This window comes from Actinomadura sp. WAC 06369 (genome assembly GCF_003947565.1).
Lineage (GTDB): Bacteria > Actinomycetota > Actinomycetes > Streptosporangiales > Streptosporangiaceae > Spirillospora > Spirillospora rifamycini.
In genome coordinates this window covers 1-25806 of record NZ_QHJN01000062.1, presented here as the reverse complement: position 1 = coordinate 25806, position 25806 = coordinate 1, and the positions used below count along the sequence as shown (strand labels likewise).

Annotated in this window: 22 protein-coding genes and 1 pseudogene; 10 read left to right on the top strand and 13 right to left on the bottom strand. The window is 73.4% G+C overall.

Annotated elements, in window-relative coordinates; translation table 11 throughout:
• On the bottom strand, window positions 1-2043 hold the full coding sequence (locus tag DMH08_RS18450; RefSeq protein ID WP_125616268.1) for a serine/threonine-protein kinase: 2043 nt from the start codon (window positions 2041-2043) through the stop codon (window positions 1-3).
• 201 nt (window positions 2044-2244) lie between these two features.
• Between DMH08_RS18450 and DMH08_RS18445 the strand changes: the two genes are divergently transcribed.
• The gene (locus tag DMH08_RS18445; protein ID WP_125616265.1) at window positions 2245-2571 is read left to right on the top strand and encodes an Atu4866 domain-containing protein; all 327 of its coding nucleotides are present in this window, start codon (window positions 2245-2247) and stop codon (window positions 2569-2571) included.
• Here the strand turns inward: DMH08_RS18445 and DMH08_RS18440 are convergent.
• Together DMH08_RS18440 and DMH08_RS18435 are read right to left on the bottom strand one after the other, a co-directional pair.
• Window positions 2556-3038: a GNAT family N-acetyltransferase gene (locus DMH08_RS18440; protein ID WP_125616262.1), complete on the bottom strand. Its 483-nt coding sequence runs from the start codon at window positions 3036-3038 to the stop codon at window positions 2556-2558. The two genes, DMH08_RS18445 and DMH08_RS18440, sit on opposite strands and share 16 nt — an antisense overlap.
• Window positions 3039-3171: 133 nt before the next feature.
• Window positions 3172-4215, bottom strand: a complete 1044-nt coding sequence (locus tag DMH08_RS18435; RefSeq protein ID WP_125616259.1) for a hypothetical protein — start codon at window positions 4213-4215, stop codon at window positions 3172-3174.
• 234 nt (window positions 4216-4449) lie between these two features.
• Here DMH08_RS18435 and DMH08_RS18430 point away from each other — a divergent pair, with 234 nt between their 5' ends.
• The 4 genes from DMH08_RS18430 (at window position 4450) to DMH08_RS40205 (ending at window position 7307) form a co-directional block, all read left to right on the top strand.
• Window positions 4450-4956, top strand: a complete 507-nt coding sequence (locus DMH08_RS18430) for a SigE family RNA polymerase sigma factor (RefSeq protein ID WP_051301358.1) — start codon at window positions 4450-4452, stop codon at window positions 4954-4956.
• Window positions 4953-5786 (top strand): hypothetical protein, encoded by an 834-nt coding sequence (locus tag DMH08_RS18425; protein WP_125616256.1) that lies wholly within the window; start codon window positions 4953-4955, stop codon window positions 5784-5786. The genes DMH08_RS18430 and DMH08_RS18425 overlap by 4 nt, the downstream gene beginning before the upstream one ends.
• A gap of 15 nt (window positions 5787-5801) precedes the next feature.
• Window positions 5802-6206 (top strand): hypothetical protein, encoded by a 405-nt coding sequence (locus DMH08_RS18420; protein WP_026405079.1) that lies wholly within the window; start codon window positions 5802-5804, stop codon window positions 6204-6206.
• 93 nt (window positions 6207-6299) lie between these two features.
• Window positions 6300-7307, top strand: coding sequence for a hypothetical protein (locus tag DMH08_RS40205; RefSeq protein WP_158642345.1), 1008 nt, complete (start codon window positions 6300-6302; stop codon window positions 7305-7307).
• Between the two features lie 130 nt (window positions 7308-7437).
• Here DMH08_RS40205 and DMH08_RS18410 read toward each other — a convergent pair whose 3' ends face one another.
• From DMH08_RS18410 to DMH08_RS18400, 3 genes are all read right to left on the bottom strand, one after another.
• Window positions 7438-7818 (bottom strand): tautomerase family protein, encoded by a 381-nt coding sequence (locus DMH08_RS18410; protein WP_125616253.1) that lies wholly within the window; start codon window positions 7816-7818, stop codon window positions 7438-7440.
• 44 nt (window positions 7819-7862) lie between these two features.
• A complete protein-coding gene (locus DMH08_RS18405) occupies window positions 7863-9263 on the bottom strand; it encodes an MFS transporter (protein WP_233617672.1) in 1401 nt (466 codons plus the stop codon).
• A gap of 154 nt (window positions 9264-9417) precedes the next feature.
• A complete protein-coding gene (locus tag DMH08_RS18400) occupies window positions 9418-9867 on the bottom strand; it encodes an RrF2 family transcriptional regulator (RefSeq protein ID WP_125616246.1) in 450 nt (149 codons plus the stop codon).
• Window positions 9868-10039: 172 nt separating this feature from the next.
• Between DMH08_RS18400 and DMH08_RS18395 the strand changes: the two genes are divergently transcribed.
• Window positions 10040-10636, top strand: coding sequence for a hypothetical protein (locus tag DMH08_RS18395; protein ID WP_125616243.1), 597 nt, complete (start codon window positions 10040-10042; stop codon window positions 10634-10636).
• A 248-nt stretch (window positions 10637-10884) separates the two neighbouring features.
• Here DMH08_RS18395 and DMH08_RS18390 read toward each other — a convergent pair whose 3' ends face one another.
• The 5 genes from DMH08_RS18390 to DMH08_RS18370 form a co-directional block, all read right to left on the bottom strand.
• On the bottom strand, window positions 10885-11415 hold the full coding sequence (locus DMH08_RS18390; RefSeq protein ID WP_034520550.1) for a hypothetical protein: 531 nt from the start codon (window positions 11413-11415) through the stop codon (window positions 10885-10887).
• A 67-nt stretch (window positions 11416-11482) separates the two neighbouring features.
• Complete coding sequence (locus DMH08_RS40200) at window positions 11483-13624, bottom strand: serine/threonine-protein kinase (protein WP_158642343.1); 2142 nt, start codon at window positions 13622-13624, stop codon at window positions 11483-11485.
• Window positions 13621-15690 carry a protein kinase domain-containing protein gene (locus DMH08_RS18380; RefSeq protein WP_125616237.1) on the bottom strand — a complete coding sequence of 690 codons (2070 nt, stop codon included), beginning with the start codon at window positions 15688-15690 and terminating at the stop codon, window positions 13621-13623. The genes DMH08_RS40200 and DMH08_RS18380 overlap by 4 nt, the downstream gene beginning before the upstream one ends.
• A gap of 124 nt (window positions 15691-15814) precedes the next feature.
• The gene (locus DMH08_RS18375; RefSeq protein WP_125616234.1) at window positions 15815-17302 is read right to left on the bottom strand and encodes a hypothetical protein; all 1488 of its coding nucleotides are present in this window, start codon (window positions 17300-17302) and stop codon (window positions 15815-15817) included.
• A 142-nt stretch (window positions 17303-17444) separates the two neighbouring features.
• Entirely contained in the window at window positions 17445-18929 is a 1485-nt protein-coding gene (locus tag DMH08_RS18370) for an MFS transporter (RefSeq protein WP_233617669.1), read from the bottom strand.
• A 101-nt stretch (window positions 18930-19030) separates the two neighbouring features.
• Between DMH08_RS18370 and DMH08_RS18365 the strand changes: the two genes are divergently transcribed.
• Both DMH08_RS18365 and DMH08_RS18360 read left to right on the top strand, forming a co-directional pair.
• Complete coding sequence (locus tag DMH08_RS18365) at window positions 19031-19882, top strand: helix-turn-helix transcriptional regulator (RefSeq protein WP_125616231.1); 852 nt, start codon at window positions 19031-19033, stop codon at window positions 19880-19882.
• Between the two features lie 150 nt (window positions 19883-20032).
• Window positions 20033-22165, top strand: coding sequence for a substrate-binding domain-containing protein (locus DMH08_RS18360; protein ID WP_158642342.1), 2133 nt, complete (start codon window positions 20033-20035; stop codon window positions 22163-22165).
• A 34-nt stretch (window positions 22166-22199) separates the two neighbouring features.
• On the opposite strand, the gene DMH08_RS18355 is transcribed toward DMH08_RS18360, so the two are convergent.
• On the bottom strand, window positions 22200-22649 hold the full coding sequence (locus tag DMH08_RS18355; protein ID WP_233617671.1) for a VOC family protein: 450 nt from the start codon (window positions 22647-22649) through the stop codon (window positions 22200-22202).
• A 150-nt stretch (window positions 22650-22799) separates the two neighbouring features.
• Entirely contained in the window at window positions 22800-23216 is a 417-nt protein-coding gene (locus tag DMH08_RS18350; RefSeq protein WP_125616222.1) for an LppU/SCO3897 family protein, read from the bottom strand.
• Window positions 23217-24261: 1045 nt separating this feature from the next.
• Between DMH08_RS18350 and DMH08_RS18340 the strand changes: the two genes are divergently transcribed.
• A complete protein-coding gene (locus DMH08_RS18340; protein WP_125616219.1) occupies window positions 24262-25221 on the top strand; it encodes an alpha/beta hydrolase in 960 nt (319 codons plus the stop codon).
• A gap of 167 nt (window positions 25222-25388) precedes the next feature.
• Window positions 25389-25704: pseudogene (locus tag DMH08_RS41690) on the top strand (IS5/IS1182 family transposase); the annotation flags it as partial.
• Window positions 25705-25806: the final 102 nt, after the last annotated feature.

The window sequence follows — 25806 nt, the reverse complement described above, 5'->3', positions numbered from 1 at the left end:
TCACCCGGCGGCCTCGACCGCCCGCAGGCGCCCGCCGTCCTCGTAGTACACGGTGCCGCCGACGATCGTCGTGCTCTCCCCGAGGACGTCCGTCCACAGCCGTTCGCCGGTGCGGGCGTCGAGGGCGTGCACGGTCTCGTTCTCGTCGTCGCCGTCGTTGTCGGGGACCTCGTTGAAGAGGACCTGGCCGTCCATCGCCTCCAGCAGCACGAGCTCCTTGTCCGGGCCCGGTTCGTGCTTCCACAGCAGTTCGCCGGTCCCGGCGTCGAAGGCGCACACGTAGGCGTCGTTCTCGAAGTAGACGACCCCGCCCGCGACGATCGGGTATCCGGCCCCCTCCGCGAGGGCCGGGTCCCATTCCGCGCCGTCGAACTCCCGGCTCCACGCCTCCCGCCCGGTGTCGGCGTCCACCGCGTGCACCGCGCCGTCGATGGTGCCGATGTAGACCATGCCGTCCGCGGCGACCGGCAGCGTCTCGATCTCGCTCCCGGCGTCGAACCGCCACAGGTTGTCGCCGGTCCCGGCGTCCACGGCGTGCAGGGCGGCTTCACCGTCCACGATGTAGAGGGTCCCGCCGGCGGCGACCGGGGTGTCCCACATCACGTCTTCGGTGCGCTTCTCCCAGCGCTTGTCGCCGGTGCGGGCGTCGATCTCGAACAGCCAGTTGGCGAACGCCTTGTACGTGGTGCTTCCGACGGTGCTGGACGGCCCGGTGATGCCGTGGTCCTTCTCCTTCCAGAGCTCCCGGCCGTTCCGGGCGTCCAGGGCGTACGTGTACGTGCCGTCCCCGTAGTACGCGATCTCGTCGCTCCCCTCCTCGAGGGCCGGGTACTCCCCGGGGTAGCGCTTCCGCCACCGCTCCGCGCCGCCGGCGGCGTCGAGCACGACCAGGGTGCCGTCCTGGTCGCCGAGGTAGACCGTGCTCTCGGTGACGCGCACCAGTTCGAGGTCGCCGTCCAGCGGGAACGACCAGCGCTCCTTCCACGCGGGCGGCCCGGCGGTGTCCCGCTCGTCCCCGGACGTCCGGGCCGCGAGCACGGCCCCCGCCGCGACGAGCGACACCGTGGCGGCGACGGCGACGCCCGCGAGCAGCGGCCTGCGCCACCCGGCCCGCGCGCGGCGGTCGACGGCCGTCGGCTCCGCGGGCGGCTCGGCCACCGCCCCGGCGGGTACCAGGACCGGGGCGGCCTCCGCGCGCCCGATGTCGGCCGCGACCGCGTCGGGCAGCGGGCCGTCCCCGGCACCGCCCAGCTCCGCGACCAGCTCGGACACCGCGGGACGCTCCTCGGGGTCCTTGGCCAGGCAGCGGCCCACCACGTCCGCGAGCCCGGACGGCAGCCCCGCCAGGTCCGGCGGCTCGTGCACCACCCGGTAGTGCAGCGCGTGCGCCGGGCCGCCCCCGAACGGCCCGCTCCCGGTCGCCGCGAACGCCAGGACGGCGCCGAACGCGAAGACGTCGCTCGCCGCGGACGCCTCGTCCCGCACGAGCTGCTCCGGGGCGATGAAGCCGGGCGTCCCGATCACCGCGCCGGTCTCGGTGAGCTGGGTGCCCTCGGCCGCGAGCGAGATCCCGAAGTCGATCAGGCGCGGGCCGTCCCCGGCCAGCAGCACGTTCGACGGCTTCAGGTCGCGGTGCACCACCCCGGCGCCGTGCACGCTCTCCAGCCCCTCCGCCAGCGCCGCGCCCAGCGCCCGCACCGACCGCTCCGGCCACGGGCCGTGCGCCGCCACCGCCGCCTCCAGCGACGGCCCCGCCACGTACCGCGTCGCGAGCCACGGCGGGTCGCCGTCCGGGTCGGCGTCCACGACCTCGGCGGTGTAGAAGCCCGCGACCAGCCGCGCCGCCGCCACCTCACGGACGAACCGGCCGCGGAAGCCCGGGTCGCCCGCGAGTTCGTCCCGCACGACCTTCACCGCGACCGGACGCCCGCCCGGCGACAGCCCCAGGTACACGCGCCCCATGCCGCCCTGGCCGAGCCGCCCCACGATCCGGTACCGCCCGACCCGTTCCGGATCGTCCGTCTTCACCGGTGCGACCGCCACCCGGCGCCTCCGCCCTTATTGAGAACAAACCTGTTCCTTTGACTGACATCTTGTCACGCGGCGACCACGCCGGGGAGTCCCCGAGCGTTCCTCGGTGCGGCCCTCCCAGGAACACCGCGCCCTGCCCCCGCCACCGGCGCCGCAGCAGACTCGACGGTGCCCCCAGCAACCCGTCCCGGCAACCCGTCCAAGGAGCCCGCCATGCCGCGCACTGCCGCCGTCGCCCTCGGCCTGCTCGCCGTCCTCGCCGCGTCCGCCTGCAAGCAGGACCGACCCGGCCGCCCCCAGACCGACCCGCATCCCCACGTGGGCATGTGGGTCACCGCCGACGGCCGCATCCGGCAGGAGCTCCTGCCCGACGGCCGCTACGAGGAGGCGCGGGACGGCCGCGAACGCGCCTACACCGGCCGCTACACGGTCACCGGCGACCACATCGACTACTTCGACGACCTCGGCTTCACCGCCACCGGCGACGTCCGCGACGGCGTCCTCTACCACGAGCACCTCGTCCTCTACCGCGAGCACTGACCCCCGGCACCCCCGGCCGGGGGCAGCGGCTTGCGCAGGAGGTAGTCGGAGCCGGGCCCGGTGTCGGCGTCGCGGTAGCCGAGGCGCAGGTAGAAGCTGTGGGCGGTGACGGTGGCGCCGGTCTCCATGTGGGCGTGGCCCTCACGGGCGGCGAGCGTCTCGACGTGCCGCAGGAGCCGCCGTCCGAGGCCCCGCCCGGCCGCGCCGGGATCGACGAACAGCGAGTAGACCCGGTTGCCGTCGCGGGAGACGGTGCCGACGACCCGGCCGTCGTCGGCGACGTAGACGCGGCGGACCGCCGACAGCTCCACGAACCGCTCGGCGGTGAACCGCGCGCACATCCGGTCGATGACGTCGGGCGGGTAGTCGCGGCCGTTCACCGCGTGCAGGCACCGCCGGACGAGCCCGGCGACCTGCCCGGCGTCGCCGGGGCGGAACGGCCGGATGGCGGCGGTCGCGTCGCCCATGTCCAGAGGATGCCCGGACGCCCGCCCCCGTACCCGGCCGGAACGCGACGATCGCGCGGACGCGACTCCGCCGCGACCCGCGCGTCGGCCCGGCCGTTCGACGAGCCGAGGTCTGACGCTCCCCGCCCCGGGGTCAGCCTGTGCGCACCGCGATCGGGGCGTCGTTCGCGCGGCCCACGCCCCAGATCGTCGACGCGCCGACCGCCGCGAGGTCGTGCAGTTCGGCGCCGTCCGGGACGGCGACCTGCCGCCACGCGCCGTCCTCGTAGCGCGCGAGCCCGGTGCCGCCGGACGGGACGGTCGCCGCCCACACGGCGCCCGAACCGTCGACGGCGATGTCGACGACGGGGCCGCCCGGCCCGTCGATCGTCGTCCACGCGGAGCCGTCCCAATGGGCGAGGTGCGCGTTCGCGGACACCCACACGTCGTCGGGCGCCAGCGGGACGACCCGGTCGACGGCGGTGGAGGACGGCAGGTCGGGTTCGGGCAGCCGGGTCCAGGCGGTGCCGTCGAAGCGGGCCACGGCGGGCCGCCGTTCGCCGCCGTCCGCGCCGGGGCGGGAGCCCGCGGCCCAGACGTCCGCGGCGGACGACGCACGGACGTCGTTGAACCGCGCGCCCGGGTCGGGGAGGCCGACGGCGGTCCACGCGTCGCCGTCGCGCCGGAGGAGGTGCGGCTCGCCCGAACCGGCGGGGACGTCCTGGGTGATCCAGGTCCCGGCGGGCCCGGTGCTGAGCACGCCGATGGCGGCGGACGGCGTCTCGACCCTACGGAAGGACGTCCCGTCGAACGCGAACAGCCGGTTCGTCCCGGCCGCGCCCTGCTCGACGCCGCCGATCCACGTCCCGCCCGCCCCCGACGCGACCTGCCGGACGAACCCGTTGCCCGTCCAGCCGCGGATCGGGTACTCCCGCCAGCCCGATCCGGTCCAGCGCCGCACGACCGGGTTGCCGATGTTGTAGCACCACGGGTTGAGGACGACCAGGCAGTGGGCGCCCTGGCCGCCGCCGATCCAGACGCCGCCCGCGCCGTCCGGGGCAACGGCGGTGAGGTCGGCGCGCGGCCACAGGAACGGCAGCGGCACGGTGCGCGGGTCGGTCTCGGCGGCGTGCGCCGCCGCCGGCAGGGCCAGCAGCGCGGCGCCCGCGACGGCCGCACTCGCCAGGAATCTCCTCATGGGGGCAACGATGCAACATCCGCACCGTTCATGCCAGTAAAGCATGGCATGTTTTTTTGACATCACCGCCGTGCCCGGGAACGGCCCCCCGCCGCAGTCGATCTGGAAGGCGTACGTCCAGAGAGAAGGCGATCAAGGTGGCCATCGGACCGGCGGCGGGAAAAAGTTCGGGCGCGGAAGCATAGCCGCGGGGGGTTCGCGGGTCTCAGAGGGTGACACCACAGAGGAGGTCCGTTGAACCGAGAGGCCCGCGAGAGCTTCGCCGCGTTCGTCGCGGCACGGTCCGGCAGCCTCATCCGGACGGCGTACGTACTGGCCGGGGACCAGCACGCCGCCGAGGACCTGCTGCAGAACGCGCTGGCGAAGACGGCCGCGCGGTGGGGCCGCGTGCGGGACAACCCGGACGGCTACGTCCGCCGCGCCATGTACAACGAGCAGGTCAACCGGTGGCGCCGGCGGCGCCGCGAGTCGGTCGTCGCGGAGCCTCCCGACCTGCCCTCCCCGGGCCCGGACGTCGACCTGCGGCTGACGCTCGAACGCGCGCTGCTGGCCCTGCCGCCGCGCAAGCGGGCCGTGCTCGTCCTGCGCTACTACGAGGACCTGCCCGAACGCGACGTCGCCGCGATCATGGGCTGCTCGGTCGGCACCGTCCGCAGCCAGACGCACCGCGCCATCGCCCGGCTCCGGGAACTCGCCCCCGACCTGGCCGCCCACCTCGAACCCGCCGGAGGCCGACCGTGACCGACCGGATGCTCAAGGACGCGCTCACCGCGCTCGCCGACCGCGCCGAGCCGCCCGCCGACCTCGCCGACCGCGCCCTCCGCACCGCCGCCCGCCGCCGCCGGGGCAGGACGGCCGCCGGCGCGGCCCTCGCCGCCCTCGCGATCGCCGTGCCCGCGACGTTCGCCGCGGGCGCCGACACGTCCGCCCCCGGCGTCCTCGGCCCGCCCGGCGGGTCGCCGCCCGCCCTCCCGGACGACACCCCGAGCGAGCGGGCGATCACCCGCGCGTGCCTGCGCGACGGGCCGTCGTCCGACTTCCGGCTGCTGACGCGGCAGCGGGTGCCGGGCGGGCAGCTCGTGGAGGTCGGCGGCCCCCGCGGCTACGTCCTCTGCGTGACCGGCGGGGGCCACAACACCGAACCGCCGCAGGTGCACCCCTGGCCCGGCGGGAAGGACGGCGGCCTCTTCGGCTTCGACGCGCCGCTGCGCGTGGACGGCATCCGGCAGGTGCAGGCCCTGAAGTGGGACGAACTGCACGCCGTGGTCGTCGGCCGCGCCAAACCCGGCGTCACCCGCGTCGGCGTGGCATGGGACGGCGGCCGCGCCGCGCAGGCCGTCGTCCACGACGGCTTCTTCATCGCCCAGACCCCCGCCGAGATGGTGCGGGACGACGGGTCGACCGACGCCATGTCCTCGCCCACCATCCGCGTCGCGGCCGTGACCGGCTACGACGCCGCGGGCGAGGCCGTCCACACGTGGCGGCCGAAGGTCCCGACGGAGCGGGCCGGGTTCGTCCCCGAGGACTGCACCGACGGCCTGACCAGCCCGCGCCCCACGCTCTGCGACTGACCCCGGGAGTCGGTGATGCCGATCCGGCCCAGGGCGGCCGACCTCGCCCTCCGCTGGCACGCCGGGCTGCTGGCCGGGCGGGCGCTGACGGCCGCCGTCTACGGCGAGCACCGGCGCAGCCGCGCCCTGACCGCCCGCGCCGTCCACCGCGGCCCCGCCGCGGTCGAGCGCCTCGTCGCCGTCTGGTGCAGGGCGATCCTGGACGAGCACCCGCGGGCCGCCGGCATCCGGCCCGGCATCGAGCAGGCGCCGGTCCCGGCGCGCTGGGCCGCGCGGGTGCTCGCCGCCGCCGCGGCCCGCGACCGGGTCATGCTCCCCGCCCTCGTCGGCGCCGTCCCCGCCGACGAGCTCGAACCGCACCTGGCGGCCCTGCTGCACCTCGCCGTCGCCGCGGTCGTCGAACGCGACGACGAGACCTGATTGCCGACGCCGTCCCGCCCGTGGAAGATCTAGGGGCACCGTACGCGAGGAGGTCCGAAGCCCGATGAGCGTGATCGACTCCCCGCCCGCCGCGTGACCCACACCGACGGCTCCGAGCCGGCCCACGCCCTCGCCGGCACCCCGCCCCCCGCGTCCTTGCGGGACGCCGTCGACCGGTACGGGCCGCTGGCACCCGCCGACGCCGCGGCGCTGGCGGCGGAGCTGGCCCGGCGGCTCGCACGGAGTCCGGCGGGCCGCGGCCTGCACCCGTCCGGGGTGCTGCTCGCCGAGGACGGGCCGCGCGTCGTCGAGTCCGGCGCGGCGCACCCCTCGTTCGTCTCGCCCGAAGAGGCGCGCGGGCACGACGTGGTCCCGCCCAGCGACGTGTTCGCGCTCGGGGCCGTCCTCGCCTTCGCCGCGACGGGCCGCCCGCCCTTCGGGACGGGCCCCGCCGAGGACGTCCTGCACCGCGTCGTCCACGACGAGCCCGACCTGTCCGGAATGCCGGACGGCCTCGCGGCCCTGGCCGCCGACTGCCTCGCCAAGGACCCCGCCGAGCGCCCGACCCCCGGCGACGTCCTCGCACGGATCCCGGGCGAGGCCGTCTACGTCCGGGACAGGCGGTGGCAGGTGTCGACGCACTTCACGGCCGGCCTGTTCGTCACCTGGATGTTCGTCCTCCTCCCGCTGTTCGCGCTGCCCGTCCTCCACGGCCTCGGGACGTCCGGCAGGATCGCCGCCGCGGCGGCGATCAGCGTCCTCGGCGGCGGACTGTTCACGCTCCTCGGCCTGTGGCTCCCCTCGGACCGCCTCACCCTGAACCGCGACGGCCTCGCGTTCCGGTACGTCGCGGACACGTTCGTCCCCTGGAACCTCGTCGAGCAGGTGGGCGTGATCGGCGACGGCCACGAGCACAAGCTCGTCATCTGGTACGCCGGGGACGAGCGCCCGATCGAAGGCGACGACCTCCACGGCGGCACCGTCGTCTGCTCGATCAGCGATGTCATGGCGGAGGAGGAGATCGTCGACCTCCGAGCGGCGCTCGCCCACTTCGCGGGCGCCCGCTACGTCGAGCAACCGGACCCGCCCGCCGAGCCGTGACCCGGAGCCCTCAGAACGAGAGGGCCGCCTCCGCCGTCGCCGCCGGGCTCGACAGGACGGCGTCGTGCTCACGGATGTCGAGCATGTGGGGTGTCCTCCGGGACGGGCCGCATGCGGCCGTGTGCCCGGTTCAGGTGGCGGGGGCGCCGGCCACGAAGGTGCGTTCGGGTGGGGACGCCACGAGTTCGACCATGGTGCCCGGGCGGAAGTCCTCGCCCAGGACGCCGGTGACGGCGTCGGTGAGGGCGGCGCCGAGGTCGGCGGTGAGCCGGGCGGCGTCGGGACGGTCGAAGAGGCCGGCGCGGACGCCCAGGACCACCGAGGCGCTCGCGTCCACCGCCTTGCCGCCCTGCGCGAGGCGCCCCGCCGGGACGCCGTCCAGCCGGATGCCCACCAGGTCGCGGGCCCAGTCGCCGTAGACGCCGACGATCGCGTCGGTGAGCGCGGTGACGAGCTCGGGCTCCTTGCCCGCCAGCCGGTTCTCCGGAAGGTGCACGGTCAGATGCGGCACGGCCGCCTCCAATAGCTTTGACAACAAAGGCTTTGACATCAAAGCTACTTGACCGGCGCGCCGGTGTCCACCGGGGAAGGGGCCGTGGGCTGCGGGGACCATGCCGTCCGCAGGCGGAGGGCGGCCAGGGCGGCCAAGGCGGTGATCAGGGTCAGGGCCAGGAAGACGTCGGAGTAGGCGGGGGCGTCGCCGGTGTAGAAGGGGTTCACCGCGCCGGCTCCGGTGGACTCTCGCGCGGTGAGCAGGGCGCCGAAGAGGGCGGGGCCGGTGCCCGCGCCCAGGAACTGCGCTCCCTGGAAGATGCCCACTCCGGTGCCGGCGTGCTGGGGCGGCAGGACGCTGCCGACCACTCCGGTGGTCAACGTGATGACGAACGCGAAGCCCACGTCGAGGCCGAGAACGGCCAGACCGACCAGCACGTGGGACGACCCGGCCGCGACGGTGGACAGGAAGAGGGTGGAGAGCCCCATGACGGCGAGGCCCGCCAGGAGGACGGGGTGCGCGTGGCGGCCGCGGGCTCCGACCCGTCCGGCCAGTGGCGCCAGGAGGGCCAGGGCGATGCCGCCGGGGATCATGACGAGGCTGCCTTGGCCGGGGGTGAGGCCGTTGACGTCGATGATGAGGACCGGCACCAGCACCAGCGTGGCGAGGTTGGCGGTCATCGCCAGGAAGACGGTGAGGACCGCGGCGACATAGGCGCGGTCGGCGAACAGCGACGGCGGGACGAACGGGTGCGCCGCGGCGCGGTTGCGTGCGGCGAACAGCGCCGCGAGGACGACGCCGCCGAGGATCGGCCCCCACGACCGCGGGTGGCCGAAGCCCGCCCCCTCGGACTGGGTGACGCCGAAGAGCAGCAGGCCGGCGGCGAGGCCAAGCAGGACGCCGCCCGCGAGGTCGAAGGGTCCGGAGTCGCCGGGGGGCTCGTCGGCGATGGCGCGGCGCACCGCCGGGATGAGGGCCAGCGCACCGGCGGTCGTGATCCAGAACAGGGCCCGCCAGCCGAGGTACTCGCCGACGATGCCGCCCACGGCGGGTCCGGCGGCGGTTCCGACGCCCGCGGCCGCGGCGACGAACCCGACGCCGACCGCCGCCTTGTCGGCGGGCAGGAGCCGCATCACGGCCACGATCCCCAGGACCGGGACGGCGGCCCCGCCGATGCCCATGACGATCCGGCCGAGCACGAGGACCGGCAGGCCGGGCGACAGCGCGCTGATCAGGCCGCCGACCGCGAAGACCGCCAGCACGACGGTGAAGAGGCCGCGGAGGCTGTACCGGTCGGCGATCCGTCCGTAGAAGGGCACGCCGACGGCGAACGCCAGCAGGAACCCGGTCACCGTCCACGCGACCTGGGCGGTGGACGCCGCGAACTGCTCGGAGATGCGCGGGAGGACGAGCGAGACCATGTCGGCGGCGGTGATGTTCAGGAGCATCGCCGGTACGAGCACGAGCAGCAATCGAGGCATTGACACGGCGGGCGCCGCGGACGCCGGGGCCGAGGGCATGGGGGTCTCCGATCTCGAGAGAACTGATACCGGTGTAGTTGCAGTTCTAGGCGAAAAAGACGGGCGGAGAGGTGGCTCTCCGCCCGCGCGGTTCCGGTCAGCGAGGCGGGACGGCGGTGCGTTCGCGGCCGATGACGCGGTCGAGCATCTCGGCGACGCTCGTCCGGCTCAAACGCTCTTCGAGGGCGCGCTGCGCCGCCGCGAACTCCTCTTCGAGCAGCGCCTGCATGTGCCGTCCGACCATGCAGTTCCGGCTCGGCGGGTGCGCGTGCACCGGCAGCAGCGCCTCGTCGCTCTCCACGGCGGCGTAGGCGTCGTGGAGGCTGATGTCCTCGGCGGGCCGCGCCAGCCGCCAGCCGCCGCCGCTGCCCTCGACCGAGTCGACCATGCCCTTGGCGCGCAGCGACCCGAGGATCCGGCGCACGAGCACCGGATTGCTCTCCAGACTCTCCGCGATCTTGTTGGACGACTGGAGCCCGTCGTCCTCCCACCGCGCGAGGAACGTCAACGCGTGGATGGCCACCGCCGTCCTGCTGCTGACCTTCATAGCCCCCCACTCCCGCGAACCGTAACTGCAACGAGGTTAGTTACAGTTCGCCCGCGAAGTCAACGCGCGGCGGGAGGGGTCCCGGGCGGCTTGAGGCACAGTGAGTCCCGCGCGCCCGCGAGACGCGATGTTCGGCGCCGAGGCACTCCACCCGCCCGGGAAGGTGATCCGCATGCAGAAGAAGTCGCTGTTCAATAGATTCCGACGGGATCGACACAAGGCACGCGCCAAGTCGGGCACGTATCGCGTTTCCTGGCCCCCCGAATACGCGGACAACCGGCCTATCCGCGAGGTCAACCAGCCTTCGGGCCGCTACCTCATCGAGAGTTTTGGCAGCAGAGCGGAAGCCCTCGACTTTCTGCGCGGTTGCGAGGTGCGGGACGAGAAGGTCTACGTCATCGCGGAGACGCCCGAAGGCAACCTCGGCAAAGACCTCATCATGATTTTCGAGGAGGACGACGGAGCGTTCGTCGAGCTCGCCGACCGGAAGGCGCTGCCCGATCCTGCCTTCTCCCGGGAGAACTGCGCCCGCTGCGGCTATTCGGTGATCCCCGCGGCGGCGTTCCCTTCCGTTGAAGGCGCCAGTTTCTCCTACCATCTCAACCTCGAAGACATGGAGATGAACGGGACCGGTTTCCAGTGCTCGTCGTGCAAGGGGCTCGCCTGCGCGCGGTGCTATCGGGCGACACTGCACAATCCACGTACGCAGGCCCCTTTGGACCTGCGGTGCTGGCTGTGCAACAGGGAGACAGAACTTTTCGCCCAGTGACCCCTTCGCGCCCGCAGGACTCGACCCGGCCGGCGGCTCAGCCGAGGTGGAAGGTGCGGACCAGAGGCGCCTGCCGGTGCGAGCGGCAGCGGCAGCGGCTCCTCGACTCCATGCAAACGACGGGCGAAGCGCTCCTGCGCGTCCGCGCCATCCTCGTCCCGCGGCCTCAGTGACCGTTGGGCTCGTCGCTCGGGCGCCCGGCCGGTTCCAGTGGCGGTAGCGCGTCCAGCCGTGCGTGGACCAGGCCGTCAGGGCATTCCTGCCCTGAGCCCGAACCATGACGGCAGGGCGAGCCGCTCGGCCCGCCTCGCCATCATGTACAACCGGGCGTGCGTCCGCTGTTCCTCACGCACCAACGCGAACCCCTGCGTCCGGTTGTAGCGGGCCACCCGCTCGGAGTGGCAGTGGCGCCGAACCCACGGCACCTCCAGCCGAGCGGCCCTATCGACCGCCCACCATGCCATCAACGTGCCCGGCTTCCGCTCACGCAGTGCCGGATCGGTGATCGACCCCGACAGGTACAACGCCGGCTCGTCGCGCTCCTCGTCGGTCCACCCCCACGGCGGGCCTTGCTCCTGCACGAGCATCTGCCCGACGACACCGTGCTCACCGTCCTGCAAGATCCACACGTCCCCGACAGGGTTGTCGCACTGTGCGACCAGGTCGTCCAGCGCGCCCCGCCAGCTCGCCAGTCCCCGATGCTCCAGCCAGGCACAACGAGCCTCCACCATCCTGGCGACCTCAGGACGATCGGCGCTCACCGCTGGACGCATCTCCATCACCGGCCACATTGTGCAGCAGCCGAACGTCCGCCGCGCAGGCGACCGGCGGGTGACCTGCGGCGGCTCAGCCGTGGCGGAAGGTGAGCAGGGTGGTGCCGTGGGCGGCGGCGAGGGTGGAACCGTCGCTGTCGAGGGCCCATTGCTCGTGAGAGGCAGGGACGCTTACGGGGTGGTTCCAGACGAGTCGTCCTGTCTTGGCGTCCCAGGCGTAGAGGCCCGAGTTCGCGGTGCCCGCCACGCCGATGAAGACCAGGCCGCCGGCGACGGTCACCTGGAGGACCTCGGAGGCGGGGGTGTCGGCGGACCAGAGGCGCCTGCCGGTGCGGGCGTCGAGGGCGACGAGTCGCGGCGCGTCCAGGAGGTAGACGCATCGCTCGTCGACCGAGTAGTTCCACGTCCAGTCGTCAGAGGAGGCCGACGTGTGGCTCCACCGCTGCCGGCCGGTGGACGCGTCCAGGGCGTAGAGGGTCGACCCGTTCACGTAGACCAGCCCGTTGGCCACGGTCACGTTGAGCTTGAGGGCGTCCTCGAAGTCGGGGTCCGCCGCGGCGTCGGGGAGTTCGGCGCTCCACACCTTCCGGCCGGTTTCGGACGACAGCGCGTCGAGGGTGGTGCGGGAGGAACTGCTGAAGATCAGGTTGCCTTCCCGCGGCATCAGGTTCAGCGTCTCGTGCAAACCGGACCACCGGACCGCGCCCGTCGCGGTGTCGAGCGCGAATTGGCGGACGCCGTCCGTCTCTTCGTCCACCCTGACGAGGAGGGTGCGGCCCTGGAGGCCGTCGAGGATGGGGGGCGACTCCTGCGGCCACTCTCGGGTCCAGAGCCGGCGGCCGGTGGCGGGGTCCAGGCCGGTGACCGTCCCGTCTCCGGTGAGGGGCAGCAGGCCGCCGGCCGGGGCGAAGAGCTCGGGGAACTTGGATTTCGCCGGTGGCCGGTAGGTCCACTTGACCGTCTCGGTCTCGTCCATGGCGGTGACCGAGCCGTCGGAGGCGGCCAGCGTGTAGAGGAGCGTCGGTCCTGTGACCAGTTGGCCCGCTTCGGCCCAGATCTGCCGCTTGGTGGCGAGCGAGTAGCAGCGGATGTCGTCCTGGAAGACCTTGTGGGCGAGCACAATGACCACTCCGGGGCGGACGATGAGTTCGGTCAGCTCCTCGTCTTTGATCGTGGTGCGCCACAGCGGCTTCGGTGGGGCGAGCCGGTGCTCGTCCTTGCTCTGCGTGGCGGCGAGGGCCGCGGCGGTGCCGCCGCCGATGGCGGCGAGTCCGGCGGCGGCGGCACCGCCGAGCAGGAGTCGGCGCCGGGTGCGGGCCGCGGCGGCCGTCCGCAGGTCCAGGACGAGGGTGTCCTCCCGCCGCCGCAGCTCCTCGCCCATGTCGCCGGGGAGCCAGCCGGGCGCGACCGGCTCGGCGGCCAGCAGCGACGGCAGCAGCTTCGCGGGCGGACGCCGGTCGGAGTCCCGGCCGAGGCAGGCCGCCACCATCTTCGCCAGGGACTCCGGGACGCCCCGCAGGTCGGGCTGTTTGTGCAGGGTCCGGTGGACGATCGCGGGGACCTCGCCCCTGCCGAACGGCGGACGGCCGGTGGCGGCGAAGGCCAGCACGGCGCCGAAGGCGAACACGTCGGCGGCCGAGGTGAGGCCCGTCCCGCGGATCTGCTCGGGGGCCATGTAGCCGGGCGAGCCGATGAACTGGCCTTCCGCGGTGAGCGTGGCGGAGTCGGCGGCCTTGCTGATGCCGAAGTCGATGACCTTGGGGCCGTCCTTGGCGAGCAGGATGTTGGCCGGTTTGAGGTCGCGGTGCAGCAGGCCCGCCTCGTGGATCGCGATCAAAGCCTCGCCCAGGCCGGCGCCGAGGGTGCGCAGCAGCGGCTCGGGCATGGGCCCGTACCGCTCGACCGCGTCCCTCAGGTTGAGCCCGTTGACGTACGCGACCGCCAGCCACGGGACGGTCCCGTCGGGTTCGGCTTCGACGACGGGGCCGGTGAACGCGCCGCTGACCTTCTGCGCGGCCTCGACCTCGCCCCGGAACCGGGCGCGGAAGTCGGGGTCTCCGGCGAGTTCCGGCCGGACGACCTTGACGGCCACCGCCCGTCCCGCCGGGGACGCGCCCAGGTAGACGACCCCCATGCCGCCCTCGCCCAGGCGCCGCAGCAGGCGGTACCGCCCGATGCGTTCGGGATCGCCGGGTTTCAGGTCCGACGCCGTCATTGCACCGCCTCGAATCGGTAGAGCCGCTTGTGGTCGGTCGCGAAGACGGACGAGCCGGACACCGCGACTTCCCAACCGTCCTCCCCGCCGGACTGTCCCTGGTGCGCCCACAGTGCCCGGCCGTCCGTCCCGGCGACGTAGACGCCCTCGGCCGATCCCGCCGACGCCTTGAACGTGGCCGCGATGAGAGCGTCGCTCGCCGCGAAGGGCCTCAGAGAGACGAACGGTTCCGGTGCGACCAGCGTTCGCCGGTGAGCACCGGTCGCCTGGTCAAAGACCTCGATGACCTCGTTCTTGAAGGCCACGTCGGGACCCGCGGGGACGACGGCGACGTACTGCTCGGCGGTGTTCCGCGACCACACGGTCTTCCCGTCGGCGGCGTCGACCGCCTGGACGGTGTCGCCGAAGTTGCCGAACACCCGCCCGCTGGCGAGGGCGATGTCCAGACTCCCCCTGTCCGGGCGGTTCTCGGGCCAGGTGCGGACCCAACGTTCGCGGCCGGTGCGAGGGTCGAGGCAGGTGAGAGAGGGGTCTCTGCTGAGGTAGACCCCGGACCGGTCGACGGTTCCCGACACGGCCTCCTCCTTCGGGACGTGCCACCGGACGTCACCGCTGGTCAGGTCCAAGGCCCAGAGGTCCTCCAGCGAATACACGAAGAGCATGTCGTCGAGGACGCCGAGGGGGGACCTGGGGAAGACGTCGAGCGGCCAGGGGAACTCCGTGGCCCTGCCGGTCCGGGCGTCCAGCAAGGTGACCTTCTGGTCACCGAGATTACCGGCCACGCCGCCGACGACGACGAAACGCGACCCGCGGGCGGTACCGTCCGCGTATGCGGCGCTGGCCTCGGCCTTCGTCCACAGCCGCCGCCCGGAGCCGGTGTCCACCCCGTACATCTCGTTCGCGCCGCCCCACAGAACGATGCCGTCCGCGACCAGCAGCTTCGAGGTTTCACCGACGGGCCGGGGCGGGTCGAACGTCCACACGGGCGGCGGCGCCGAGGCGAGGGGCGTCGCGCTTGGGGCCGGCTCGGCGGACGCGGCGGGCGCGGGGTCCTCGCGGGTCATCGCCCATCCCGCGGTCCCCGCGCCGATGCCCGCGACGGCGACCGCGGCGGCCAGTCCCAGGACCCGCCGCCGTCCGACCCCGCCGTCGACCCGCGGCGTCGGCGGGGGCGGCGCGACCGGCCGCGACGCCACCCGGTTCGCCTCGGCCTCCCGGTCCGCCACCTCCTGCCGCAGCAGCGGCGAGTCCAGCGCCCGGGGATCGGCGGGGGTCAGCGCGGCGAGCACCGACTCCAGCGCGGGACGTCCGGACGGGTCCTTGGCGAGGCAGGCGGCCAGCAGGTCACGCAGCGACGCGGGGACGCCGTCGAGGGACGGCTCCTCGTACATGACCTCGTAGACCACCGCGGCCGAGTCGCGCTCGCCGAACGGCTTGGCGCCCGTCGCCGCGTAGACCAGGACGCCCGCGAGGGAGAACACGTCCGCGGCGGCCCCGGCGTCCTTGCTCTCGGCGATCTGCTCGGGCGCCATGTAGGCCAGCGTGCCGATCATCGCGCCGGTGCGGGTGACGCGCGTGGCGTCGGCGGTCCTGGCGATCCCGAAGTCGATGATCTTGGGGCCGTCCTCGGCGAGCAGGATGTTGCCGGGCTTGAGGTCGCGGTGCACCAGGCCGGCCCCGTGGATCGCGCGCAGCGCCTCGGCCAGCCCCGCGCCCAGCGCCCGGACGGCGGGCTCGTCCAGCGGCCCTCCCCGCGCGACGGCCTCGCCCAGCGTGGGCGCGGGGACGTACGCCGCGGCGAACCACGGGTGCGCCGCGTCGCCGTCGGCGTCCAGGATCGGCGCCGTGTAGAGCCCGCTCACCTTGCGCGCCGCGGCGACCTCCCGCCGGAACCGCGCCCGGAAGGCCGCGTCGTCGGCGAACTCCTGCCGGACGACCTTCAGCGCGGCCAGCCGCGCACCCGGCGACCGCGCGAGGTACACCGTCCCCATCCCGCCCGCCCCGAGCCGCGCGAGGATCCGGTACGGTCCGACGCGCGCGGGATCCCCTGGTCGCAGCGGCCGCACGTCCACCTCCCGGGCAAATGAACAGGTACGGCTATTCAATCAGGCGGCCACGGCGCAACGCCCTGCCCGACGTTCGTGCGAACTCGTGCGTGCGCCGGTTCGGTGACGGACGTCCGGCGGTGGGTCACTCCTTCGAGGTGAGCACGATCATCCGCGGCACGTCCCCGCCGCCGGCCTCGACCGGGCCCAGGGCGCCTCGGTCGACGAAGACGCCGCCGCCCTTGACGAGGGCGTCGGGGAGCACGGTTTCCGCGGGCAGGGTGGTGATGGCGCCGGTCGCGGCGGCCACGGAGATCGGCACGGCGGGCTCGTCCCGTCGTTCGGGGCCCGCCGTGCCGTAGGCGACGCCGTCGTCGCCCACCGCGAACAGGGTGATGTCCTTGGCTCCTTCCTCTTGGCCGAGGCAGTGGCCCTTGCCCTGGCCGAGGTCGAACAGGGTGGCGGCCGAGGAGAGGTACGCGCCGTTGGGTGACAGGGCCGGCAGCCGCGGCAGCCGCCGATCGGGGTTGGGGATGTCCGCTTCGTAGTCGTGGGGCTCGGTGGCGCAAGGCGCGGTGGCCCGTACCTTGCCGTCCGCCGACTCGTGCACGGCCGTCAGCAGCTCCCGCCCGCCGGAGTGGGCGGCTTCGTCTCCCTTGGTCCACGTCGCGATCAGGTTCGTGCCCGCGGAGCCGACGAGAAGCCCGTTCGGCTTGCGTTCCGAGCCGCTGCTGACACTGCTCCAGGTCAGGACCGGGGCGGCGCCGGGCGGGGCGACCTGCGTGCTGTGCCACCCTCCGGCGGCACCGAATCCGCCGCCCTCGTAGGGGTCGTTCTGCTCCTCGGCGTTGGTGATCAGACCGCTCCGGCCCGCGTACGCGAAGGCGGGGTCGGGGTCGACCGCCTGGTTCCCGATCCGCACCTTGGCCGTCTCGCCGGAGACGGACACCTTTCCGTCCGGCGAGATCAGGTGGGTGTCGCCGATCTCGTGCGAGACGACGATGCCGGCGCTCCCGGGGAAGACGTGAACGCGATCGTGTTCGACGCCGACGTCGGCGGTACCGGACGGAGCGACGTTCTCCCCGGACGCGTCGACCGGGTAGAAGGCGACGGAGACGACGGACCGCGCCTCGTGCAGTTCGTCTTCGGCTTTCTTACCGGCCATCCATACCGCGAAGTACTCGCGGGCGCCGCCGCTCACCAGGGTGATGACGGGCACGGCGGGAAAGGAGCCGGGCTTGCTCGCGATCTGGTCCTCCGTGACCTGCGGCGACTTCCACGGACGGGCGGACGCCAGCAGTTCGCCCGCGGCGTCGCGCACCTTCAACGTGAAGTCGTCCCGCCCCTTCTCCAGGTAGGCGATCTTTCCGCTCTTCGGCGAGACCGCGTACGGGAAGGGCTGCTCGGGCGCCAGCCAGCGGGCCTGGATCTCCCACCCGGCGGTGGCGTCGAACGCCGCGGGCGGCCGGATCCTGCTCTTCAGCGCCGGCTTGCCACCGCCGGCGCCGCCACCGCTTCCGCCGCCGCTCGCGCCCGCCGCCGCTTCCTCTCCGTCGCCCGGCGAGCACCCCGCCGATCCCGCGGCGAGCACCCCCGCGAGCGCGAGGACGGCGACGGCCTTGCTGGCTGCCATTCTTCTCCTTCGGCGACAGGGACGGCCCGAGGACCGGGCCGTGGAGGCAGGCGGCTGCCCCAAGATCGTTACCGGCACCAGGAAACCAGAGTGAGGCACCCGCCCGACACACCCGATCCCGACGCGCACCGGAACGATCCGGTCACCTCTTGGGCAGGGCGAGTGCGCAGAGGGCGAAGGCGATGGCGAACGCGGCCTGGACGAGCATGCAGACGGCGAGAGCCGTCGCGTAGACCTGCCCCACCGCGGCCGCGCCCGATCCGGCGACGGCCGAACCGAGGAGTCCTCCGGCGACGGCCACGCCCAGCCCCATGGCCGCCTGCTGCACGGTCTGGACGACACCGGACGCCGCGCCCGCGAAGGCCGCCGGGACATCGGCGATCATGGCTCCGACCAGCGGTCCGAACATGAGGGCCTGGCCGACGCCGACACCGACCAGCAGCGCGGCCAGCGTCCACGCGTCCAGGTCGTCGCTCTGCACGAGGACCGACCATGCGGTGACCGCCAGCATCACGGCCTGGACGATCCCGCCGATCGTGAGCAGGCGGCGGAACCCGAAGCGGGGCGCGAGCCTCCCCGACCAGATCGACGCGGCGAAGAAGCACAGCGCGAACGGCAGGAGCACGAGGGCGGCGTTCATCGGCGACCAGCCCAACCCGGTCTGCGTGGTCAGCGCATAGAGGAAGGTGAACGCGCCGAAGGCCGACTGGAGCATCAGCGCCATCACCAGGCCGAGCCGGTAGGGCCTCAGCCGCAGCAGCGGAGGCGGCACGAGAGGGACGAGGCCGCGGCGGTGCAGCCGGTGCTGGCGCGTCCAGAACGCCGCGAACAGCACCGGGACGGCCGCCAGCAGGACCCGGCTCCACACCGGCCGGCCGAGCGCGCCGCCCTGGGACAGCGGGACCAGCAGCGCGAGCAGCGCCGAGCCGAGCAGCGCGGTGCCGATCAGATCGAGGGAGCGGTGCCCCGGGGCGTCGGTGCCGGGCATCCAGCGCAGGGCGGCGAGGAACGCGACGACGCCCATGAGGACGCTCATCGCGAAGACGGTGCGCCAGGGCGCGCCGACCATCGGCACGGACAGCAGCACACCGCCGAGGACCTGGCCCACGGCCGTCGCGCCGCCCGCGGTGGCCCCGAACAGCGCGACGGCGCGGGCGCGCTCGCGCCCCTGCGTCGAGGCCGTGATCGTGGCCAGCACCTGCGGCACCATGGCCGCCGCGGACACCCCGGCGAGGGCGCGGGCGACGATCAGGACGGTGATGGTCGGCGCGAGCATCGAGGCGAGCGAGGCCGCCGTGAACCCGGCCATGCCGAGCAGGAAGAGCCGCCTCCTGCCGTACAGGTCGCCCAGCCGTCCGCCGACGACCATCGGCGCGGCGAACCCGAGGGTGTAGACCGACACCACCAGCGACTGCTCGGCCGCGGTCGCCCGCAGCGAGGCGCCGATGTCCGGCACGGCGATCCCGGTGGCGGCGAAGCTCACCACCGACAGGAGCAGCGCCGACAGCGCCGTCAGCAGGCCCGCCATGCCCAGCGTCGGTGACGGCGCCGCGCCGGCGGCGGCCTCGTGGCGGTCTCGGACGTTCGGTGGAAGCGCATCGTTCTGCGCCGTCGGTCTCGAAGGCATGCTCCGACCCTGACGGCGCTCTTATCCAGGTACCAGGAGCCTGTTTATGGGGTTACTGGACGAACCTGGATGAGCTCATGCGGTTCCTGCACGATGGGAGCATGACCGGCGTGCGACCTCCTGAGACCCGACGAGAGCTCGGTGCGTTCCTGCGCTCCCGGCGCGAACGGCTGACCCCGGACCGGGTCGGTCTCCCCGCGACCGGTCGCCGCCGCACGCCGGGTCTGCGGCGGGAAGAGGTCGCCGTGCTCGCCGGCGTGGGAGTCACCTGGTACACGTGGCTCGAACAGGGGCGGCCGATCAACGTCAGCACGCAGGTCCTGGCCGCGGTCGGCCGAGCACTGCGCCTGGACGACGCGGAGAAGCGGCACCTGGAGCGCCTCGCCGGCGTCCGGTCCGAGCCGAGCAGGCCGCCGGCGCTGGACGCTGCCCTGGCGGCTGCCTACCAGCCGGTGCTGGACAAACTCGACCCGTTCCCCGCGTGCCTGCAGACCGGTGCGTTCGACATCGTCGCCTACAACCGCGCCTACCGCTTCCTGTTCACCGACATGGACCGGATACCACCGCCCGAACGCAACTGCGCGCTCCAGTTCTTCACCGACGCCGAATGGCGGAGCCGCTACGTCGATGACGACGTCGTCGCTTCGCGGATGGTCGCCCACCTGCGCGCGGTCGTCGGCAGCACCGCCGGTTCCGGCGCGGCGGAGACCATCGAGAAGCTGCGGCGGCGCTCCGAGGAGTTCTCCGAGCTGTGGGACCGCCACGACGTCCTGCTCCAGCACCTGGAGACCAAGCGCCTGGACAGCCCTCTCGTCGGCATGCTCCGGCTCAACTTCGTCTCCACGAACGTCGCGGAGACCGGTCACCGACTCACCGTGATGACCCCGGCCGACGAGCCCACCTCGGAAAGGCTCGCTAAGCTGCCCGACCTGATCGCCGACACCGCACCCTGACGCCGTCCGGTCGGCATGGGCCGATGGCCCGGCCGGGGCGGCCTGTCAAGTAGACATCCGTGTCTCTTAGGACGATCATGTGGGCGGGACTCCGGCTTCGAAGCAGCGCCGCCCCGGACGTCCGACACGGCGAGTGGCTGGGGGGGACACATGCGCGAGTGGACGCCTCTGCTGCCCACGGATCCGGCCGAGGTAGGGCCCTACCGCATCGAGGGTCGGCTGGGCACCGGCGGCCAGGGCGCCGTCTACGTCGGCCGTACCGCTTCGGGCGAGCGTGTGGCGGTGAAGCTGCTCCATCCGCATCTGGTGATCGACGAGCGGGCTCGGGCGCGCTTCCTCAGAGAGGTGGAGATCGCCAAGCGCGTCGTGCCCTTCTCCACGGCACAGGTGCTCGACAGCGGCGTGGTGAACGGACAGCCCTACATCGTCAGCGAATTCGTGGACGGGCCGTCGCTGCACGAGTCCGTGCGCGGGACGGGGCCGCGCGGCGCGGCCGCGCTGGAACGGCTCGCGCTCAACACCGCGACGGCTCTGGCGGCGATCCACCAGTCGGGCATCGTCCACCGGGACTTCAAGCCGGGCAACGTCCTGCTCGGCCCGGACGGCCCGGTGGTGATCGATTTCGGGATCGCCCGAGCGCTGGACGTCAGCCGGTCGCTGACCGCGGGCCAGATCGTCGGCACCCCGGGCTACATGGCGCCCGAGCAGTTCTCCGATCACGAGGTCGGGCCCGCCGCCGACCTGTTCGCGTGGGGGGCGACCATGGTCTTCGCCGCCACCGGCGAGCCGGCGTTCGGCGGCGACTCCCTCCCCTCGGTGATGCGGTCGATCCTCCAGGACGAGCCGCACCTGGACGGACTGGACGGCCGGCTCGCGCCCCTCGTCCGCGCCTGCCTGGCCAAGGACCCGGCCGACCGTCCCACGTCCGCGGAGGTCGTGGACAGCCTGCGTGCCCTGCCGGGCCAGGCCCGGCAGCCCATTGGCCCGCCGCCGACCAGGCAGGACACGGCCGCACTGTCCCCCGAACCCGCCGAGCCCGCCGAACGGCCCGGGCACAGTGACGCGCCCACCGTGGCGGACGAGCCTGGCGGGCGGCGCGGGGACGCTCCCTCGGACGCCGAACCGGACCGGGACGCCGCGGCGACTCGGCCGTCCGGTAACGCCGGGGCCCACCGCCGGGTCTGGGCTGGCCGCGGCCTCCTCGCCCTCGCGCTGCTCGCCGTGCTCGGCCTCGGCTACGTCGTCTTCCCCGGTCTCGGAGGCGACGACGGGGCGGAGGCGGCCCCGCTCGTCGGCGTCACCTTGCCGCACCCCTTCTCGGAACGCTGGACCAACGACGGCGACCGCCTGAGGTCGAAGCTGGAGCAGCTCGGTTACCGGGTCGACCTCCAGTACACCGACGACGCCGCCGCCCAGGCGGGCGAGATCGACGACCAGATCGGCGAAGGCGCCCGGCTGCTGATCGTCGCCTCGGCCGGCGGCCCGGCGATCGCGGAGCGGCTGCGGGCGGCGGCCGGCAAGAACATCCCGGTCATCGCCTACGATCTGCTCGTCCGCGACTCCCCGGACATCGATTACTACACGTCCTTCGACCAGCGCGAAGTCGGGCGGCAGCAGGCGACGTCCCTGCTGGTGGGGCTCGGGATCAGAAAGCCGGACGGTTCGGAGGGCCCGGCACGAGGCTCCTTCGCCATCGAACTGTTCGCCGGTTCGCCGGAGGACCCCAGCGCACGGAGTTTCTTCGACGGCGCAATGGACGTCCTGAAGCGGTACATCGACTCGGAACGGCTCGTCGTCGAGAGCGGCCAGACGGACTTCGGCACCGTCGCGACAATGCGCTGGGACGCGACGACGGCGGGCAAGCGGATGGACGACCTCATCACCCGCCACTACGGCGGCGGGACGACGGTCCAGGGTGTGCTGTCGCCGTACGACGGCCTGTCGAGGAGCATCCTGTCGGCGCTGGAATCCCGCGGCTACGGGACGCGCGAACGGCCGTACCCGGTCATCACCGGGCAGGGCGCCGAGGCGGAGTCCGTCAGATCGATCATCGCCGGGGAGCAGTACTCGACGGTCCTCAACGACACGCGGCGGCTCGCCGACACCACGGCGAAGCTCGCCGACACCGTCCTGAAGGGGGACGAACCGCAGGTCACCGGCACCCAGGACAACGGCGCGAAGGCCGTCCCCGCCTACCTGCTCGAACCGGTCACCGTGGACAAGGGCAACTACGAGCAGCAGCTCATCGCCACGGGCTACTACACCGAAAGCCAAGTGCGGTAGGCACGCGCCACTCGCAACGGCCGCCCCTGGAGACTCAGACGACGTCGAACTCGTTGCCCTCGGGATCATGCATGGCGACGGCGTAGAACCCCGTGTCGGGCCCGTCCGTGATCCGCAGCACGGTGGCACCGGCTTTGACCAGCCGTTCCACCGTGGTCTTGACCCGCTGTACGCGGACGTCCAGTGGGACGTCAGGTCCCCCGCCGACCTTCAGGTCGAAGTGCCAGCGGTTCTTGGCGACCTTCGGCTCCGGAACCTGCTGGAACCACACCCTCGGGCCGCGCCCCGCGGGATCGATGATCGACTCCGGCGTGTCCCCGGCACCGGGCGGCAGCTCTGCCTCGGGCACTCCCGCCGCCGCCCAGTGGGCACGCCACGTGGCGTGCCCGCCCGGCGGAGGCTCGAGCACGTAGTTCAGCGCCTCGGCCCAGAAAGTCACCATTTTCTGCGGATCGGAGCAGTCGATCGTCAGCTGCACTGTCATCTCCATGCTCGAAGCATCCCAGGCAGCTCTGACAGACAATCCGCTTTCGCGACAAGCCTTAAAAGACGCCGCTCGCGTCCGGGCGTCTATCAAGCCGCACTGAAACAGCCGCACTGGTCGCGGGGTAGAGGTTTCAATGCGCGGCCAGACTTATCGTTCCACGCAGACCGTGTGGGGTGGTTCGGGGTAGGCGAAAGCGACCGGTTGTGTCGGGTCGGCCGGACGGGCGGCGCCCTGAGCGCACGCGTCCTTGTCGGCCCTGCCCGGCACCACCGCCACGACCCGGTAGCTCGCCGACGGCCCGCACGCCACCTTGGTGACCGTTCCGGTGGGGAACCCGATCTCCTGGTGGAAGCAGTCTCCGACCTTCGCGTTCAGCATGAGGCACAGTCGCCAGCCATCGCCTCTGCTCGGCGAGTTCCTGACGTATCCGTAGGTGTTGTCGCCGCAGTGCTCGTTGCCGTCCAGCCGCATGGCCACCTTGTAGGCGGCGTCCGGCGCGGTGCAGGAAACGATGCGGGCCTCCTGCGGCGAGCCCAGCTTGCCGCCCTGCTCTTCCGCCGCCACGCAGTCTCCCGGTGCGGCGCGGCTGAGGGCGTCTTCAGCCGCGCAACCGGCCAGGACGGCCGCGACCGGCAGGGCGGCGACGGCCGCGCGGGCCGTCAAGCCACCGGTTCGCCGGAGCCGAGCCCGGATCGCGCCGAACATTCGCACCTGCTGAAGGTGGGCCTGCGACATCGCTGCATTACCGCTTTCGTTGAACTTTCACGGACCGATCGTCGACCATACCGCGACCGGATTGGCCGGTCGACACATCGGGCCGCGTCTTCTCCGCCGCCGATCCCCCTTACGGGGAAGGGGTCACTCCCCTTGCGCGGAAAAGTGCGTGGCTACACTTGTCCTAGGGCTCGCCGATATGACGAGACAAGCGACCCGCAGCCTGGCTCAGGGGCCTCTCCCAGAGCCACTACATGATGACCGGATACCGGATCGAGCCCCGGCGGCCGACCGCTGCGGGCGCCGCGCCGCAGCCGGTGGCGGGCCTGGTCGGCGGGCTCGTGGCCGCGATGCCCCGCCGCCGCAGATCGCGGCGGATCGCGCGGGACGAGAATCGCCTTGTCGGCCCGAACCCGTCCGGGCCACGTGCGCGGGTGCCCGCCGCCGCTCCGGACGACACGGATCCCGGCCATGACCGCCTCGACCTGCGGTGCGTCGCCACGCTGCCCGGCGGCGACCACCAGCGACAAGGGTTCGTGTCCCTGCTCGCAGGCCGGATGCAGCTTGGCCGACAACCCGCCCCGCGACCGTCCAGGGCGTGGTTCCGCCGGGCGGTTCGGCCTGCTCGTCGCCGTGGCGGCGGGCTCCGGCGGCGTGCTGGTGGGCGCGCAGGACGGTGGAATCAAGGCCGATCCGCCAGCCGATCAACCCAGCGGCGTCGGCCCCGGCCTGCGGCCCGGCCAGGACGTTCGCCCAGGCCCCGCCGCGTTGCCGGCAGGGCGGGCCACTACAAAACAGGCTTTAGGCGCGTCCTCCCGGATAGGGCGTGGGCGGCTCGGGCTTCGGGCGGGGGCTCCGGTAGCGTGGCGGCCTAACGCTTGCTCGGGAGGCGGCCATGGGACAGGTGGAGGAGCGGCTCGGGGTGGGGGTGCCCACCCGGGTGTTCACCTTCTTCTTGCGGTTCTGGTTGCGGCCGCTGATGCGGTATGTGCTGTTCACTCCGTTCGGGATGCGGTTGTGGAAGGTGCTCGACCCGCTGTGCGTGGTGATGGTGACGCCGCCGGGGACACGGCGGGCCGCGGTGCCCTTCGACGGGTTCGCCGCGGAGTGGGTGCTGGGGCCCGGGGTGAGCGCGGCCCGCGGGCGAGGACGGGTGATCCTCTACCTGCACGGGGGCGGGTTCGTGGTCGGCAGTCTGCGGACGCACCGGCGGATGGTGGCGCGGTTGTCGGCGGCGTCGGGGGCGCCCGCGCTGTCGGTGGCCTACCGGCAGTTGCCCGGCACGTCGCTGCTCGGGTCGATCGCCGACTGCGTGACGGCGTACGAGTTCCTGTTGGACGAGGGGTACCGGGCGGACGAGATCGTGATCGCCGGGGACTCGGCGGGCGGGTTCCTGACGTTCGCGACCGCGCTCCAGGCCGTCCTGGACGGGCTGCCCGCGCCCGGCGGCCTGGTGGCGATGTCGCCGCTGACCAACCTCGACCACGCCGACAAGCTCGCGCACGCCAACCTGCCGCTCGACCCTTACATCCCCGGCGCGCTGCTGCCGGAGCTCACCCCGGTGCTGCTCGGCGGCCTCGCGCTGGAACCGCTGCACTCGCCCGTCAACGGCGCCCTCGCCGCGATGCCGCCGACCCTGATCCACGTGGGGTCGACCGAGGTGCTGCTGGTGGACGCCGAGCTGATGGCCCGACGCCTGTCGGACGCCGGGGTGCCCGTCACCCTCGTCGTCTGGGACCGCCAGCCCCACGTCTTCCAGATCTTCGCCGACTTCTGCCGCGAGGGCCTGCGCTCCATCGAGGAGATGGGCGCCTTCGTCCGCGACCTGCCCGCCGCCGGCGAGAAGGCCGCCTGAGCCCACCGGCAACGCATGCCGACCGGCCGACCGGTCGCTTCCCCGGGATGGACCGAGGCGCCCTGGGCCCGGTCGAGGCCGGCGGCGGGACGCGCCACGCGCGCCCCTCGGCAACGCCACGTGGGACGGCCGCGCGCAGGCACCAGGGCCGGACGGACCCGATCGACATCCTGGCCGCCCCGGCACCGACACACGCCCAGGCGGCCCGGACGGCGTCGCTGAAGGCGTTCGTCCTGCTCGGCGGCACGCTGCCGCCGATCGACCGGGTCAGCACGGACCACCCTCGCGCTCGGGGAAGCCTAAGAAACGCGAGGTGAACGGGCGGGTCCTCGCCGATCCGGCCGGGGGGCTGCTGCGGGCTTCCCCGGCCCCCTGCCCCCGGCTGTCCACGACGTCCGCGCGGCCCGAGAACCCGGCGTGATCGACGCCCGGGCCGACAACGGCGTCCCCTGCTGGGCCGACCATGCCTGCCAGGGCGCCGGGCGCCGAGGGCCGTCAGCTCTCCGTTTGCTCGGCGGGCGGGAGCGCGGCGCGCGTCGTGAGGCCGGGCCGGGCGGGTGGGGTCAGCGGGCGGGGGTCGGGAGG

What these genes read in the sequence shown, in the direction of transcription:
- DMH08_RS18445 (WP_125616265.1), top strand. Translation starts at nt 2,245, where the DNA reads ATGCCGCGCACTGCCGCCGTCGCCCTCGGCCTGCTCGCCGTCCTCGCC.
- DMH08_RS18440 (WP_125616262.1), bottom strand. Translation starts at nt 3,038, where the DNA reads ATGGGCGACGCGACCGCCGCCATCCGGCCGTTCCGCCCCGGCGACGCC.
- DMH08_RS18435 (WP_125616259.1), bottom strand. Translation starts at nt 4,215, where the DNA reads ATGAGGAGATTCCTGGCGAGTGCGGCCGTCGCGGGCGCCGCGCTGCTG.
- DMH08_RS18420 (WP_026405079.1), top strand. Translation starts at nt 5,802, where the DNA reads ATGCCGATCCGGCCCAGGGCGGCCGACCTCGCCCTCCGCTGGCACGCC.
- DMH08_RS18400 (WP_125616246.1), bottom strand. Translation starts at nt 9,867, where the DNA reads ATGAAGGTCAGCAGCAGGACGGCGGTGGCCATCCACGCGTTGACGTTC.
- DMH08_RS18395 (WP_125616243.1), top strand. Translation starts at nt 10,040, where the DNA reads ATGCAGAAGAAGTCGCTGTTCAATAGATTCCGACGGGATCGACACAAG.
- DMH08_RS18390 (WP_034520550.1), bottom strand. Translation starts at nt 11,415, where the DNA reads ATGGAGATGCGTCCAGCGGTGAGCGCCGATCGTCCTGAGGTCGCCAGG.
- DMH08_RS40200 (WP_158642343.1), bottom strand. Translation starts at nt 13,624, where the DNA reads ATGACGGCGTCGGACCTGAAACCCGGCGATCCCGAACGCATCGGGCGG.
- DMH08_RS18375 (WP_125616234.1), bottom strand. Translation starts at nt 17,302, where the DNA reads ATGGCAGCCAGCAAGGCCGTCGCCGTCCTCGCGCTCGCGGGGGTGCTC.
- DMH08_RS18370 (WP_233617669.1), bottom strand. Translation starts at nt 18,929, where the DNA reads ATGCCTTCGAGACCGACGGCGCAGAACGATGCGCTTCCACCGAACGTC.
- DMH08_RS18365 (WP_125616231.1), top strand. Translation starts at nt 19,031, where the DNA reads ATGACCGGCGTGCGACCTCCTGAGACCCGACGAGAGCTCGGTGCGTTC.
- DMH08_RS18360 (WP_158642342.1), top strand. Translation starts at nt 20,033, where the DNA reads ATGCGCGAGTGGACGCCTCTGCTGCCCACGGATCCGGCCGAGGTAGGG.
- DMH08_RS18355 (WP_233617671.1), bottom strand. Translation starts at nt 22,649, where the DNA reads ATGACAGTGCAGCTGACGATCGACTGCTCCGATCCGCAGAAAATGGTG.
- DMH08_RS18340 (WP_125616219.1), top strand. Translation starts at nt 24,262, where the DNA reads ATGGGACAGGTGGAGGAGCGGCTCGGGGTGGGGGTGCCCACCCGGGTG.